At 73.1% G+C, this 15042-nt stretch carries 10 protein-coding genes; 8 read left to right on the top strand and 2 right to left on the bottom strand.

The genetic code is table 11. From position 1 onward, the window contains the following. The first annotated feature begins 47 nt into the window (after positions 1-47). The 3 genes from GPA04_RS17455 to GPA04_RS17445 all read left to right on the top strand — a co-directional run bounded on the left by GPA04_RS17455 (position 48) and on the right by GPA04_RS17445 (position 3985). Positions 48-584 carry a helix-turn-helix domain-containing protein gene (locus tag GPA04_RS17455; protein WP_156225498.1) on the top strand — a complete coding sequence of 179 codons (537 nt, stop codon included), beginning with the start codon at positions 48-50 and terminating at the stop codon, positions 582-584. An 818-nt stretch (positions 585-1402) separates the two neighbouring features. Beyond that, complete coding sequence (locus GPA04_RS17450) at positions 1403-2752, top strand: MFS transporter (protein WP_156225497.1); 1350 nt, start codon at positions 1403-1405, stop codon at positions 2750-2752. Between the two features lie 444 nt (positions 2753-3196). Beyond that, positions 3197-3985 (top strand): glycerophosphodiester phosphodiesterase, encoded by a 789-nt coding sequence (locus tag GPA04_RS17445; protein ID WP_156225496.1) that lies wholly within the window; start codon positions 3197-3199, stop codon positions 3983-3985. On the opposite strand, the gene GPA04_RS17440 is transcribed toward GPA04_RS17445, so the two are convergent. Continuing rightward, on the bottom strand, positions 3957-5429 hold the full coding sequence (locus tag GPA04_RS17440) for a CCA tRNA nucleotidyltransferase (RefSeq protein ID WP_156225495.1): 1473 nt from the start codon (positions 5427-5429) through the stop codon (positions 3957-3959). The genes GPA04_RS17445 and GPA04_RS17440 overlap by 29 nt on opposite strands. A 106-nt stretch (positions 5430-5535) precedes the next feature. Between GPA04_RS17440 and GPA04_RS17435 the strand changes: the two genes are divergently transcribed. From GPA04_RS17435 to murJ, 4 genes are all read left to right on the top strand, one after another. After that, entirely contained in the window at positions 5536-5913 is a 378-nt protein-coding gene (locus GPA04_RS17435) for a VOC family protein (RefSeq protein WP_241680890.1), read from the top strand. Between the two features lie 138 nt (positions 5914-6051). After that, positions 6052-6570, top strand: a complete 519-nt coding sequence (locus GPA04_RS17430) for an NUDIX hydrolase (protein WP_156225493.1) — start codon at positions 6052-6054, stop codon at positions 6568-6570. Between the two features lies 1 nt (position 6571). Beyond that, on the top strand, positions 6572-8671 hold the full coding sequence (locus GPA04_RS17425; RefSeq protein WP_156225492.1) for a DUF6049 family protein: 2100 nt from the start codon (positions 6572-6574) through the stop codon (positions 8669-8671). An 8-nt stretch (positions 8672-8679) separates the two neighbouring features. Then, positions 8680-13200: a murein biosynthesis integral membrane protein MurJ gene (murJ, locus tag GPA04_RS21245; protein WP_206674269.1), complete on the top strand. Its 4521-nt coding sequence runs from the start codon at positions 8680-8682 to the stop codon at positions 13198-13200. A gap of 78 nt (positions 13201-13278) precedes the next feature. On the opposite strand, the gene GPA04_RS17415 is transcribed toward murJ, so the two are convergent. Then, on the bottom strand, positions 13279-13929 hold the full coding sequence (locus GPA04_RS17415) for a TetR/AcrR family transcriptional regulator (protein ID WP_156225491.1): 651 nt from the start codon (positions 13927-13929) through the stop codon (positions 13279-13281). A 104-nt stretch (positions 13930-14033) separates the two neighbouring features. Between GPA04_RS17415 and GPA04_RS17410 the strand changes: the two genes are divergently transcribed. After that, a complete protein-coding gene (locus tag GPA04_RS17410; protein WP_156225490.1) occupies positions 14034-14696 on the top strand; it encodes a hypothetical protein in 663 nt (220 codons plus the stop codon). The last annotated feature ends 346 nt before the right edge of the window (positions 14697-15042 follow it).

Raw genomic sequence — 15042 nt, 5'->3', positions numbered from 1 at the left:
GCCTTGATGAACAAGTTCACGAGGGCGAAACGTCCGGGGGGCGATGGATGCTGGGTGAACGACTGCGCGAGCTGCGCTCGGCACGCGGGCTCACGCTGCGTCGACTGGCCGACGAGACCGGCCTGTCCGCCGGGCTGCTGTCGCAGCTGGAGAACGGTCGCACCGACCCCAGCATCGAGACGTTGCGGCGCCTGGCGAAGGTCTTCGACTCCGATCTCGCCGACCTGTTCCGGGAACCGGACGCGCCCGAGGTCCACCTGTCCCGACCGGGCGAGCGGCTCCGCATGCAGGCCCCGACCGGCCTGCTCACCTACGAGCGGCTCACCTCAGGGCGCGGCAACTTCGAGATGCTGCGAGGCGTGCTGGCGCCCGGCGACACCAGCGCCGCCGAGCCACGTGGCCACGCCTCCTCGGAGTGCGTGTACGTCATCGAGGGCGAGATCGTCGCCTCGATCGGTGGCATCGACCACCCTGTCGTGGGCGGTGAGGCGATCACGTTCGACTCCCGCCTGCCCCACCTGTTCCGCAACGACGGCGACATCGACGCCGTCATCCTCCTCGCCGTGACACCGCCCGCCCCGTAGGGGTTGCTCGCCCGAGCCGTCCCGCTCCCGCCCGTAGCCGCCCCGGCCTGCCCCGGCTCCCCCTCGGCCCGGAAAGCGCTTTGGGGTATCCGCGGGCCATGTGGTGAACCGAGATGACCCCGGTCGCCGCCACCAGGACCCGACGGAGCTCCGCCCCAGCTCGCTTCGCCTCCGCGCTGGCCCCGGCTCCCGCGCTGCCCCGGGCTCCCGCGACCCGCTCCCCCTCGGAAAGCGCTTTGGGGTATCCGCGGGCCACGCGGTGAGCCGAGATGACCCCGGTTGTCGCCTCCACGAGCCACGGAGCTCCGCCCCCAGCTCGCCTCGACCAGCGCGCCGCCGGCTGCGCGTGGACTGGGGTCATTGCGGTCCACCACGTGGCTCGCGGACACCCCAAAGCGCTTTCCCGGGGAGTGACGCGAGGCGCGGTGGTGGCGGCAGGCCGGTGCGCCGGGTGGCGGGGGCAGGCCGGTGCGCCGGGTGGCGGGGGCATGCGGTCACCAGGCCGTGCGCGCGGCCCTCCACGCCACGCCACGCGGGAGCACCGAGAACTTGTCGAGATCGGACCTTCGGTTCGAGATCGCACTTCCGGGAGTGCGATCTCGCGCCGCACGTACGATCTCGTCGGCAGGGACGGGCGGTCGCGCGGCCGACCGGGAAGACAGGCGGCCGCGGGCGCCAACCGGGAGGGCGGCCGCCACGGGTCAGGCCGCAGCCTGACCCAGGCGGAGCATGGCTCCGCGGAGGCTGACCCAGGCGGAGCACCCCTCAGCCGAGGGCGATAGCCTGCCGTGCGTGATCGAGGCGGGGGGCGCAGTCTGATGTCGGTGCTCTCGGACCTCAAGACCGTCGCGGTGCACCGGGATTTCCGGAAGCTGTTCGCGGTGCGCCTGGTGTCGCAGTGCGGCGACGGCATGTTCCAGGCCGGCCTCGCGACCCTGTTCTTCTTCAATCCCCAGAACCTGGCGACGGCGGCCGCGGTGGCGGGCGCCTTCGCGATCCTGCTGCTGCCGTTCACGCTCGTGGCACCGTTCGCCGGCCCGCTGCTGGACCGGTGGCGCCGCCGGCAGGTGCTGCTGGGCGGCAACGCGATCCGTGTGGTCCTGACGCTCGTGCTCGCGGTGATCATGGTGACGCAGGGGGTGAGTGTCGCCGTCTACGTGCTCGCGCTCGTCACGCTCGGCGTCAACCGGTTCCTGCTCGCGGCGCTGTCGGCCGGCCTCCCGCGCGTGGTCCCGCGTGAGCAGCTGCTGATGGCGAACACGCTGACGCCCACCCTGGGGGCGGTCAGCGCCGTCGCCGGCGCCGGGCTCGGCTTCCTCATCGGCGCGATCTCCCCGGCCGGCGTCCTCAAGGACGGCCTCACGCTCACGGTCGCCGCCGTGCTCTTCGGCTGCGCCTCGGCGCTCGCGCTCCGCCTGGGCAAGGACCAGCTCGGCCCGGACCGGGCCGCGACCGGCCGCGGCAGGAGCTGGGCGGAGGTCGCCCAGGACCTGCGCGCCACCGCCGTCGACATGGCCGACGGCGCCCGGTACCTGGTCCGCCGACGCACGCCAGGCATGGGGTTGGGCGTGATGGCGATCCACCGCTTCCTGTACGGGGTCAACTTCATCGCGCTCATCCTGATCTCGCGCAACCTGCTCAACGACCCCGCCGACGCCGGTGCTGGGCTCGCGACGTTCGGGCTGCTCGCCGGCCTCTCCTTCGCGGGCAACGGCCTCGCGATCGTGCTGACGCCGTTGGCGCACGAGCGGGTGCGGCCGTCTCAGTGGATCGTGGTGTGCCTGCTCATCGGTGCGGTGAGCCAGGGTCTGCTCGCGATCACGCCGGCGTTCGCGATGATCGTCGCGTCGGCCGTGCTGCTGGGGCTCAGCGTGCAGGGCGCGAAGATCGCCGTCGACACCATCGTGCAGCGCGACACCCACGACGCCTTCCGCGGCCGCGCCTTCTCGCTCTACGACATGCTCTACAACGCCGCCTTCGCCGGAGCCGCAGCGCTCGCGGCCGCCGTGCTCCCCGACGAGGGCTGGTCCGCGCTGGTGTTCGCCGTGCTGGCGCTGGTCTACGTGCTGCTCGCGGTCGGCTACCGCGCCGGGATCGCCCGGATCGACGACACCCCCCGCGAGGTCCCGGTACCGCAGCCTTTGGACGAACCGACCGACCTGGTCTGACGGCCCTCGCGAGATCGACATTCACGACGAGCTCGCACCGCGTGCAGTCCGTTGTCGCCGTGCATGTCCGATCTCGGCACACGGCGGCGCGTCCTCTGCCCGCTCGGCGGGCGACCTCCCGGACGAACAGCGCGACCGGTCGCACCGGTGCGGACGGTACCGTCGCGGCCGGCTGGTCGACGGTGCTCGTCCGCGACTGTTGCGCGCCGTGGCGTTGTGGTCAGTTACTCAACGGTGCGTGACCGCGACCGTTGCGTCCCGTGCCGTTGTGGTCAGTTACTCAACGATGCGTGACCGCCGCCGTTGCGCCCTGTGCCGTTGTGGTCAGTTGCTCAACGTGGCGGCTCCTACCTGAGCGCGGGCGTTCAGGGTGTCGACTCCTCGCGTTCAACCGGCCTCCGTAGCGTCGTGGTCAGGCACACACCCACGACGACGGGAGAACCCATGGACGTGTACGCCCACCGCGGCGCCTCGATCGAGCTGCCGGAGAACACCTTGGCCGCGTTCGCGCGGGCGATCGAGATCGGTGCCGAGGGCATCGAGCTGGACACCTACCGGTCCCGGGACGGGATCGCCGTCGTCATCCACGACGACACCCTCGACCGGACGACCAACGGGACCGGTCCGGTCACGGAGCGCACCGCCGTCGAGCTCGGTGCGCTCGATGCCGGCAACGGCGAGCACGTGCCCACGCTGGAGAAGGTGCTGGCGCTCGCGGCGGGCAGGGTGCGCGTCAACATCGAGCTGAAGGACCCGGAGGTCGTCGACGCCGTGATCGCGGCGGTCGCGCGGTTCGAGGATCTCGACTGGTTCGCCTCCGGCGCGCACTGGGACGCCCTGGCCGCGCTGCGCGAGCGCACCGGTGCCGAGGTCTACCCGCTCTCCTTCGGCGTCGCCGAGAACGGTGCCAGGTTGATCGAGCGCTACCGCGACCAGCTCACCGCCGCACAGGCGGCGAACATCCGCAGCTCCGCGAGCGACTGGACCGTGGCGCTCGAGCGGGCGCTGGCGATCGGGGCGGCGGGGTTGTCGATCTACGAGGCGGGGCTGACGCCCGAGATCGTCGCGGCGATCCACCACACGGGGCTGCAGGTGTGGGTGTGGACCGTCAACGACCCGGCTCGGGCCCTCGAGATCGCGGCGATGGGTGCCGACGCGATCTGCACCGACGCTCCCGCCGAGGTGATCGCCGCGCGCGAGGCGATCAGGACTGGCGCTCGGCCCACCAGCTGAGCAGCTCCTCGCGCGCGCGGTCCTCGCCGAGCGGGCCGTGCTCCATGCGGAGGGCGAGCATGTGCTTGTAGGCGGCGCCGACGTCGCGGCCCGGGCCGATCCCGAGGATCTCCATGATCTGGGTGCCGTCGAGATCGGGCCGGATGGCGCGGATCTCCTCCTGCTCGGCCAGCTCCGCGATGCGGCGCTCGAGGTCGTCGTAGGCGTGCGCGAGGCGCGCCGCCTTGCGCTGGTTGCGGGTGGTGCAGTCGGCGCGGGTCAGCCGGTGCAGACGCTCGAGCTGATCACCGGCGTCGGTCACGTAGCGGCGGACGGCGGAGTCGGTCCAGGCCGCCTCCCCATAGCCGTGGAACCGCAGGTGCAGGAAAACCAGCTGGCAGACCGCCTCGGTGGTCGCCTTGTCGAACCGCAGCGCGCGCATCCGCTTGCGCGCCATCTTGGCCCCGACCACCTCGTGGTGGTGGAAGCTGACACCGCCGCCCGGCTCGTGCCGGCGCGTCGCGGGCTTGCCGATGTCGTGGAGCAGAGCCGCGAGCCGAAGCACGAGATCCGGCCCGGGCACGGGCCCGTCGGGACCGGTCTCCAGCTCGATCGCCTGGTCGAGCACGGTCAGCGTGTGCTCGTAGACGTCCTTGTGGCGGTGGTGCTCGTCGATCGTCAGCTGCAGACCGGGGACCTCGGGCAGCACCACGTCGGCCAGGCCCGTGAAGGTCATCAGCTCCAGGCCGGCCCGCGGGCGGTCGGCGACCAGCAGCTTGACCAGCTCGGCCTGGACCCGCTCGGCCGAGACGATCTCCAGACGCCCCGACATCGCCGTCATGGCAGCGAAGGTCTTCTCCTCGACCTCGAACCCCAGCTGTGCGGTGAACCTGGCCGCGCGCATCATGCGGAGCGGGTCGTCGGCGAAGCTCTGCTCCGGCGTCACCGGGGTGCGCAGCACCTTGTCGGCGAGGTCGGTCAGACCGCCGAACGGGTCGACGAACTGCAGGTCGGGCAGCCGCACCGCCATCGCGTTGACGGTGAAGTCCCGCCGCGACAGGTCGCCCTCGAGCGTGTCGCCGTAGGCGACCTCGGGCTTGCGGGAGGTCGGGTCGTAGGTGTCGGTGCGGTAGGTCGTCACCTCGGCGACGACGTCGCCCTTGCGCGCGCCGATCGTGCCGAACTCACGCCCCATGTCCCAGGTGGCGCTGCCCCAGGCGGCAAGGATCCGTTCGGTGTCGTCGGGCCGTGCCGAGGTGGCGAAGTCCAGGTCCACGCCCGCACGGCCCAGGAACGCGTCCCGGACCGGGCCGCCCACCAGGGCGAGCTCGAAGCCCGCCTCCGCGAACCGTCGTCCGAGCTCGACCGCTTCCGGGGCGTACCGAGCGAGCACGCCGAGGGCGCGTCGGAGCAGCGCGGGGTCGGGGTTTCCGGGGGCAGCAGGCACAGCCTCATAGGGTGCCATGCCCGCACGAGGTGCGCTCCGCCGTCGTGATCCCCAGGTGGCCGCGCCTGCCCGGGTGCGAAACCATGACAACCGGCCCCGCCCGCTGGTGCAATGGGACATGGCGATGACGACGAGAGTGCTGAGCGTGTCCGTCCCGGTGGCCGACCAGGACGCCGCGCTGAGGTTCTACACCGAGGTGCTCGGCTGCGAGCTGCGCACCGACGTCGAGGTCTGGCCGGGTGCGCGGCTGGTGGAGGTCGTGCCACCGGGCTCGAGCGTGTCCCTGTTCCTGCTCCCACCGGACAGCGAGATCCCCGTCGCGATCCGGCTGGGGACCTCCGACGCGCAGCGCGCCCACGACGCCATCCGCGAGGCCGGCGTCGCCCTGCACAACGAGGACGTGCTGCGGATGGCGGGCATGCCGCCGATGTTCTCCTTCACCGACCCCGACGGCAACGGCCTGGTGTATCTGGAGGACACCGCCGAGGACGAGCACGGCTAGCCTCCCGCTCCGCCGTCACCCATCCCCCGGTTTCACCGCGATCCCGGCCACGGGTGCGCCTGCACGGAATCGTGGTGAAACCGGGCGGGGGTGAGCGTCGGTCGGAGCCTCCCGCAGGGAACCTCCTACAGTGTCATCATGTCCGCCGCCGTCCCGACGCCGCCGCAGCGGCCCGTCCCGACACCGCCGCAGCGCCGGTTCTACGCGCCCCCGCTGCCGGTCGTGGACGAGACGTCGGCCGGTGGGCTGGTGGTGGACGTCGTCGACGGTCAGGCCGTCACCGCGGTGATCGCGCGCCGCAACCGGGCGGGACGGCTCGAGTGGTGCCTGCCCAAGGGCCACCTCGAGGGCGACGAGACCGCCGAGGAGGCCGCCGTCCGCGAGATCGCGGAGGAGACCGGCATCGAGGGCTTCGTGATCCGGCACCTCGCGACGATCGACTACTGGTTCGCCGGCACCGACCGGCGGGTCCACAAGGTGGTCCACCACTACCTGCTGCAGCGCACCGGCGGCGACCTCACCATCGAGAACGACCCCGACCACGAGGCCGAGGACGTGGCCTGGGTGTCGCTGGACGAGGTCGCGTCCCGGCTGGCCTACCCGAACGAGCGGCGCGTGGTGGCGACCGCGCGCGACGTCCTCATCGGGAGAGCCTGACGTGACCCTGAGTACGGGGGCCCACCCCGGGCCCCTGGGCCCGTGGGCGCCCAGCCGTCGCCGCGCGCCGCGCGCCCTGCTCGCGATGCTCGCGGCGGTGCTCGGGATCGGCATCGCGCTGTGGCCCCTCGCGCCGGCGCGGGCCGACGACGGCGATCTCGTCGTCGAGCTCATCTCCCTGACACCCGCTGTGGTCACCACGGGCGACACCCTCGTGATCTCGGGCAGGATCCGGAACACCACCGATGAGGAGCTGGCGCCGCCCGCGGTCCGGCTGCTGCTGCAGAAGCACGTGCCGAGCTCGACCCAGGCGCTCGCGTCCTGGCTCGACGGCACCAACAACCTCAACGTCAGCGCCCTGACCGGCTGGAACGCCGCCGAGGATGCGCCGCCCCTGCCCCCGAACGGGGTGGCACCCTTCACGATCGAGATCGCCACCGACGGCACGTTCTCGGAGCTGTCGGCGTGGGGCCCGCGCGGCATCCAGATCGAGGCACGCGCCGACGAGGCCACCGGCTCGACCCGCACCACGATGCTCTGGTACCCGGACGACCCGCCGGTCCGGACCCCCTCCGAGCTCACGCTCCTGGTTCCGCTGACGCCGACCGCGCGGGAGTGGCAGGAGGCCGTCGCGCAGCGCCTTCCCGTGGGTGAGGTCGCAGCGCCGCGCCTGCTCACGGTGCTCGAGGCCGTCGGAACCGACGCCTCGCTCGCGATCGACCCGGCGCTCCTGGAGAGCGAACCCCCCGCCGCCGTGCCCGCGAGCGCAGGTGAGGACGAGACCGCGGACGAGTCCCCGGACGAGACCTCCGGCACCGAGGACGGCACGCCGCCGGACACCGAGGTCGAGGGCTCCGCGCTCGAGGCGCTGCTCGAGGCGCTGACCGCGGCCGAGCGCCGCGGGGACCTGATCGCGCTCGGCTACGCCGATGCCGACGTCACCACGCTCGTCGGCGCGGGCGGTGCCGAGCTGTGGGAGGACGGCGTGGCGCGCTCCGAGGCGCTGCTCGCCGAGGCGGGCCTGACCGTGGAGAACGTCGCGTGGCCGCCGGGGCCGCTGTCGCAGGACACGCTCTCGGTGCTGATGGGCAGCGGCTCCGAGGCGGTCGTGCTCGACGCCGCGGACTTCGCGGTCGGGACCAGCACGCACGCGACGGCCACCTCGGGGAGCCGGCAGCTCGACGCCCTCCTCGCCGACGACGAGCTCGGCGACGCGCTCGCCTCGACCGAGCTCGACGGCGTGGCGGCGCGGCAGGCGACGCTCGCGTTGTCCGCGGTGCTCACCCGCGCCCTGTCGCAGGAGCCTGCCGGGCTCCTCGTGGTGATGCCGCGGGACCTGGGCGAGCGCGACCTCGGCCACGTGTCCGACCAGGTGCAGGCGCTGGACGACGCCCCGTGGTTCGAGACCGCGACGCTGCGCAGCCTGCTCGGCCGCACGGGCACCGGCGTGACCCTGGACCTGCCCACGGAGGTCCCGGCCCTCGACGCGATCGAGCCCTCCGCCGTCGACCGCCTGCTCGAGGGGCGCGCCGTCGTCGAGGCCTACACCGAGGTGGCGGGCCCGACGATCCACGAGGCGTACCTGCCGGCGCTGCTGACCCCGCTGTCGGCGACGCTCGACGGTGACGCGCCGCTGCGCGAGCAGCTGCTCGACGCCGCTGTCACCGCGACCGACGAGCTCGGCTCGATGATCAGCGTGGAGACCGGCAGCGACGTGCTGCTGATCTCGGGGGACGCCAGCCTCCCGGTGACGCTGTCCAACCAGCTGCCGGTCGAGGCCCAGGTGGTCGTCGAGCTGGTGCCCGAGGGGAGCCGGCTGCAGGTGCGGCAGCCCGAGGTCGTGGTGCTGCCGCCTCAGCAGAGCACCACCGCGCGGATCCCGATCACCGCGGTCGCCAACGGCAACGTGATGGTGGACGTGCACGTGCGCCCGGCGGCCGGCGAGCGCGACCTCGCCGAGCCCGCCTCCTTCGCCGTTCGGGTGCGCGCCGAGTGGGAGAACATCGGCACCGGGGTGGTGGCGGGGCTGCTGGCTGTGGCGTTCGTCATCGGTCTGATCCGCACGATCCGGCGCGGGGGGCGCCGGGCTCGCGCACAATGAGGTCGGTCATGAGAGGTGATGAGACGCGACCGGGGAGCGCCCGGGCGCAGCAGAGCACCGCGGATCCGACGCCACCGCGCGGACCGCGGGCGTTGGCGACCTCCGCCGCGGTGATGGCCAGCGGCACCCTTGTCTCACGCATCCTCGGGCTGCTGCGCAACGCGCTGCTCGTGGCGGTCGTCGGCGTGGTGGTGACCGGCGGGCAGGGCGGCAGCATGGCCGATGCGTGGTCGGTCGCCAACAAGCTCCCGAACATCATCTCGATGCTGCTCGCGGGCGGCATCCTCAACGCGGTGCTCGTCCCCCAGGTGGTGCGGGCGATGCGCCGCAAGGACGGCGGCCAGGAGCACGTCAACCGCCTGCTGACCTTCGCGATCGCGATCCTGCTCGGGATCACGCTGCTGCTCACGGCCGCCTCGACGCTGCTGATCACGCTCTACGCGGGCGCGTTCCCGCCGGAGTGGAAGGCGGTCGCGGTCGCGCTCGCGTACTGGTGCATACCGCAGCTGTTCTTCTACGGCCTGTACACCCTGCTCGGTCAGGTCCTCAACGCGCGCAGCATCTTCGGCCCGTACATGTGGGCCCCGGCGGTCAACAACGTGGTCGCCATCGCGGGTCTGGTCGCGTTCCTGGTGATGTTCGGATCCCTGCCCGACGGCGGGATCGCGCCCTCGGGGTGGACGGCCGACCGGATCACTCTGCTGGCCGGGACAGCCACGCTGGGCGTGATCGCCCAGGCGCTCCTGCTGATCATCCCGCTGCACCGCAGCGGGTTCCGGTTCAAGCCGGTCTGGGGGCTGCGCGGGCACGGGCTGGGCAAGGCCAGCACTGTCGCGACCTGGGCGTTCGCCGCGCTCGCCGTGGGTCAGGTCGGGTACCTCGCGATCTCGAACGTGGCCGCCGCCGCGAGCGCCCAGGACTACGCCGGCAACTTCGCCTACGACAACGCGTTCCTGATCTTCATGCTGCCGCAGTCGCTGGTGACGGTCTCGCTGGTCACCGCGCTGTTCACCCGGGTGTCCCACAACGCCGCGGCGCGAGACGGCGCCAAGGTCCGCGAGGACCTCTCCTTCGGGCTGCGCACCCTGAGCGTGTTCACCGTGCTGGCCACGGCAGCGTTCGCGGTGCTCGCGGTGCCTCTCGTGCAGGTGGTGCTACTGGACCGCGCGGACTTCGCCTCCTACCGGGCCGTGGGCGCGGTGCTGGTCGCCATGGCGTTCGGCCTGCCCGCGATGGGCATCTGGACGATGGTCCAGCGCGTCTTCTACGCCTACGAGGACACCCGCACGCTGTTCAAGATCCAGCTCCCGATGGCGGTCGTCCTCGCGGTCGTGGCCGTGCTCGGCTGGTGGCTGCTCGATCCCCGGTGGTGGGTGGTCGGCACCGGTGTGGCGACGACGCTCTCCAACACGATCGGCGCGCTGGTCGGCTATCTCGCGACCCGGAAGTACCTGCCGAGCCTCGACGGCGGCCGGGTGATGCGCACGCACCTGCGGGTCACGCTCGCCGTGATCCCGCCGGCGCTCGCCGCCTGGGGCCTGCTGCACCTGTGGGGTGTGGAGACCAACGGCTGGGGTGCCCTGCTGCGGATCGTGGTGCTGGGTGGGTTGCTCGTCGGCGGCTTCTTGTTCCTGGTCCGCGCCATGGGTGTCACCGAGCTCGCTGTGCTGGCCGCGCGCGTGCGCGGCCCGTTGGACCGCGTGCTGTCCCGCCTCCCCGGACGCGGGGGACGCGGGGGCGCGCCGTCTACCATGGCAGGTAGCAGGGGGTTGCCGGGGAGGGGTGAGCAGGACGTGACGACAGGCGCTTCGGTGACCCCCAGGACCGGCGAGCTGCTCGCGGAGCGGTTCCAGCTCGACCACCCGGTCTCTGACGGCACGGGCGTGGGTGCGATCTGGTCCGGCACCGACCTCGCGCTCGACGCACCGGTGCGGCTACTCATGGTCGAGGGCCCGAACCGCGACCACACGGTCGACGCGGCCCGCCGCGCCGCCCTGGTCGACGACCCCCGGCTGCTGCGCATCATGCGTGCCGGCATCGAGGGCGGCCAGGGCTTCGTCGTCACCGACCCGGTGGCCGGTGCCACCCTGGCGGACCTGTTGCGCGCCGGGCCGCTGGCGCCGTCGCAGGCGCGCGCCATCGTGGGAGAGGCCGCCGCAGCGCTGGAGACCGCGCGCCGCCGCGGGGTGCACCACCTCGCGCTGCGTCCCTCCTCGATCTTGCTGACGCCCGAGGGCCAGGTCCGCGTGCTCGGGCTGGGTACCGACGCCGCGTGGCACGGCATCGACCTCGGCGACGCGCAGGCCGCGGCCCGCCGCGACGCTCTCGGTCTGGTCCATTTGCTCTACGCCGCGCTGACCGGGACCTGGCCGGGCGGGCCCGGTGCGGCTGACGGGCTCCCCGCCGCTCCCGAGCACGACGACGGGATCGTGCCGGCGGGCGACGTCGTCCCGAACGTGCCCAACGACCTCGACACGCTCTGCGCCGTGACCATGGGTGAGCACGACGACGGCCCGTTCACCCCCGGTGAGCTGGTGGCCGACCTCGCGCCGTGGGGCGAGATCGACGTGACCGCGCTCGCGGTGCTGCCGCCCGTCGTGCGGCCCGGCGAGGGTGGCCGACCCGATGAGGGTGGCGCCGTGGCCGCGCCTGCCGCTGGGCAGGGCTCCGGTCCCGCTGAGCCCGGCGAGGAGACCGCCGTGCACCACGCGGTGCCGGCCGACGCCGGCGCCGACAAAGCCGACGAGGCCGCCGGATCGCCCGCGGGCCCGACCCGGGTGTCCGTGATCGACACCTCCACCTGGGCGCCGCACCCGCTGCCCACCATTTCCGAGCCCACCCCGTTCGCCGACCTCGTGACGGACACCGGCTCGATCCCCGCCTATCAGCGTCCGCTGCACGCCCAGCCGGCCCACGCCCCTCGTGCCGAGACCCGCGTGGCGTTGCCCGCGGCCGGAGCCGCGGGCGCGCTCCCGCCGCTGGCTGCTCCCCTGCCAGGTTCGCCGGCCGCGACCTTCTCGGACCCCGAGGCCACCCTGGTCCGCGGGGCGCCGATCGCGGCTCCGGCCGCCGAGGAAGCGGACGCGGGCGAGGAGCACAGTGCGGGCGAGGAGCCGGCCATCGAGTCGGAGTCGGCCGGGGCCGAGGAGCCCGACGCGACCGCGGATCCCTCCGTCACCGAGGAGCCTGCGACAGCTGAGGAGCTGGCCACCGCCGAGGAGCCCGAGGCACTGGAGGGACCGGAAGCACCCGAGGAGTCCGGCGCACCCGACGATCCGGCCGCGACCGAGATGTCGGCCGCAGCTGAGGAGACGGCCACAGCCGAGGGAGGCCCCGAGGCGACGTCCGTGGCGGGCCTGCCCGCCGCCGTCGAGCCGGGTCGGGAACTCGCTGAGCCGGAGCTGACCGAGTCCGCTCGGTCTGAGCTTTCTGCGCAGCCGCCGAGCGCGGCGATCGTGTCGATCGCCGGGCTGCCCACGCTGACCCGCCAGGCGCGGGGCTGGGACGCGCCGGGCGGCGAGGCGCCCGAGCGGCTTCCCGACGAGCCCATGCGAGCCGGCTCGGACCACGAGCCGCTCGGCTCCGACGCCGCGCCCGAGGAGCGCCCGGTGGAGCCGGCCGAGCCGGACGAGACGGCTGGCCTCGGGACCGTGGTCGGGCTGGGTGCTGTCGCCCGCACCGCGGTGGCTCCGATCCGCGGCACGAACAGGAGGATCAACGAGGTCTCGATCAGGGTCGGCGAGGGTGCACGTGGCCTGATCGGCGGCGCCGGTGAGCGGATCGGTTCGCTTACGCAGCGGGCCGGGGCGTTCGTGGACGACGTCCGGGACGAGTTCCGCCCCGTCGTCGACGAGGAGCCCTCGAACGATGGCCGTGCCCGATTCAACCCGGCTCCCATCGCGCTGTGCGTGATGGTCGCGCTGGTGATCTTCGGGCTCGTGATGGCTGTGCTGACGCTCAAGGACGCGTCGAGCGCCTTCACGCCCGGCCCGAACCCCGGGGAGGTGCCGCCCTCGGCGGAGGCGACCGAGCCGCCGCCCGAGGTGACCCCGACGGAGGAGGCACCCGTCGAGGAGAACCCCGACGGTCCGCCGTCGGCGGGTGCGGTGGCGATCACCGAGGGGGTGACCTTCGACCCGACCGCGAGCGGCGGCGAGAACCAGGACACCGCGTACCTGGCCTTCGACGGCAACCCCGACACCACGTGGAACTCGCTGCGCTACAACAGCCCCACCTACGGCATGAAGGCCGGTCTCGGCTACACGGTGGTGCTCGCCGAGGCCGCGCTCGTCTCGACCGTGACGCTCGACGTCAACGGTGAGGGCGGGCTCGTCGAGATCCGCCTGGGCGACCCCGCGAACCCGAACCAGGGCGCCGTGCTCGCCTCCGGGTCGATGGGTGAGAACGTCACCTTCACGCTCGCCGAGCCGGTGGAGGCACAGGCGATCTCGCTCTGGTTCGTCGAGCTCCCCGTCGCCGAGAGCGATGGCCGCAACCGGATCGAGCTCGCCGAGATCTCCCTGGGCTGACGCCGCGGAAAGCGCTCTGGGGTGCGATCGGTCCGCCTGCTGGACCGAGACGACCCCGGTCTGCGTGCTCGTGCGGCGTCAGGAGGTGAGCCCGAGAGTCGCGACCTGGCGGTCGAGCAGCGCCTCGACGAGGTGGTCGGCGGGGTCCGCGGAGCCCACGAAGTGACCGGCGAGCTCGAGCGTCAGCATGCCGACCAACGCCGCTAGCTCGGCGAGCACGGCTGCGGCTCCTGACGGCTGAGCGCCGGCGACCAACGCCGTCATCTCCCCCATCTGGGCGGTCAGCCGGAGCTCGTCGAAGGCCCCGACGGCATGGCGGGAGCCGACCTCGAGGAACGGCCGCGCCGCCGACGCCGCCGCCGGGATGGTCTCCGGCGGTGCGACGTATCCGGGGATCGGGGTGCCGTAGATCAGCTGGAACTCGTGCGGGTTCGCGAGCGTCCAGGCGCGCATCGCCCGAGCGAGCTCGCGCCAGCGCGCGGCTGGATCGGTGGCGGTGACCTCCGCGAGCGCCGCGGCCAGGTTGCCGTAGCTCTCGATGATCATCGTGCTCACCAGCGCCTCCCGGGTGGGGAAGTAGCGGTAGACCGCCGAGGACACCATCCCGACCTGGCGTGCGACCGCCCGCATCGACAGGCCGCTGCCGCCGTGCTCGGCGATCTCGCGGCGGGCGGCGCTGAGAATCGTCGCCGTGGTCCTGGTCCGGTTCGTCTCGCGCACTCCTGTCACTGCGGAAGTCTCGCACGTCCGAGAGCACTGCTCTTGCTTTCCCGACGGCGGGGCCGTACGGTGCTCGTATCCGAGAGCACCGCTCTCACTTATTGGAGGTCACGATGCGCGCCACATCCCACCGGCTGCTCGCCCCGACCGTCGGCACGGGCGTGCTGATGGCCGTCTACCTGCTGGCCCGCCCCTACGGTGACGCCGGGTCCGATTTCGAGGTGGCGCTGGCCTTCGCCTCGACGGCCTGGGTGATCGCCCACGTGGCCGGCGCCCTGGCCCTGGCGTCGGTCGGGCGGCTCGGGTTGCGACTGGCGGACCGCAGTGACTCGGTCTCGGCGCGGGTCGCCCGCCTGTCCGGCCTCGTCGGCACCGTGCTGGTGCTGCCGTACTACGGCGTCGAGACATTCGCGCTGCACGTCATCGGGCGGCGAGCGCTGACCGAGCCGGGTCTGCTCGCGCTGGCCGACGAGATGCGCAACCACCCCGTCGCGATGACGATGTTCGGCATCGGGCTGGTGCTGATCTCGGCGGCGGGCGTCGCCATCGGGATCGCCGCCTCGCGGGCGCTGCCGCTGCGCCCCGCCTGGTCGGCCTGGCCGCTCGCGATCGCGATCGCGCTGTTCCCGGCGCAGTACTTCGTCGCACCCGCCGGCCGGATCGGATTCGGGGTCGTCTACGCGGTCGCCGCGGCGGTCTTCGCCGTCGCGGTCGTCCGGTCCGGAGATGCCGCGCCGACGGAGGGCGCCCGGGTGCCGATCGCGATGCGGGGGTGAATCGGCTGCGTGGCGGGACAGCTGCGGGGGGAACCTGCTGCGCAGCGCACGAGCTGTGCGGCCCCGAGGCGGGCCGGCGGGCAGAAGTCGTCGCTGGTCGCGATGGCAACCGGTTGCTTGGCCAGCAGGCGCCTGATGAGCGACGAGTTCTGCCCGCGGGTGGCCGCCGCAGCGGTGAGCACGGTGCCGTGGGCTGAGTCGACGGCTTGGTGCAGCGCAGGCTGAACGGCGGGCAGTGACGGCGGGCAGGGGACGGCGGGCAGTGGACCGGACGGCGGGCAGCGGGCAGCGATGGCGGCCAGCGGGCCGGGCCGGCGGGCCGGGCCGGCGGGCCGGGCCGGCGGGC

This window comes from Pseudactinotalea suaedae (assembly GCF_009733815.1).
Classification (GTDB): Bacteria; Actinomycetota; Actinomycetes; order Actinomycetales; family Beutenbergiaceae; genus Pseudactinotalea; species Pseudactinotalea suaedae.
This window is presented reverse-complemented; position numbering and strand designations above follow the sequence as displayed.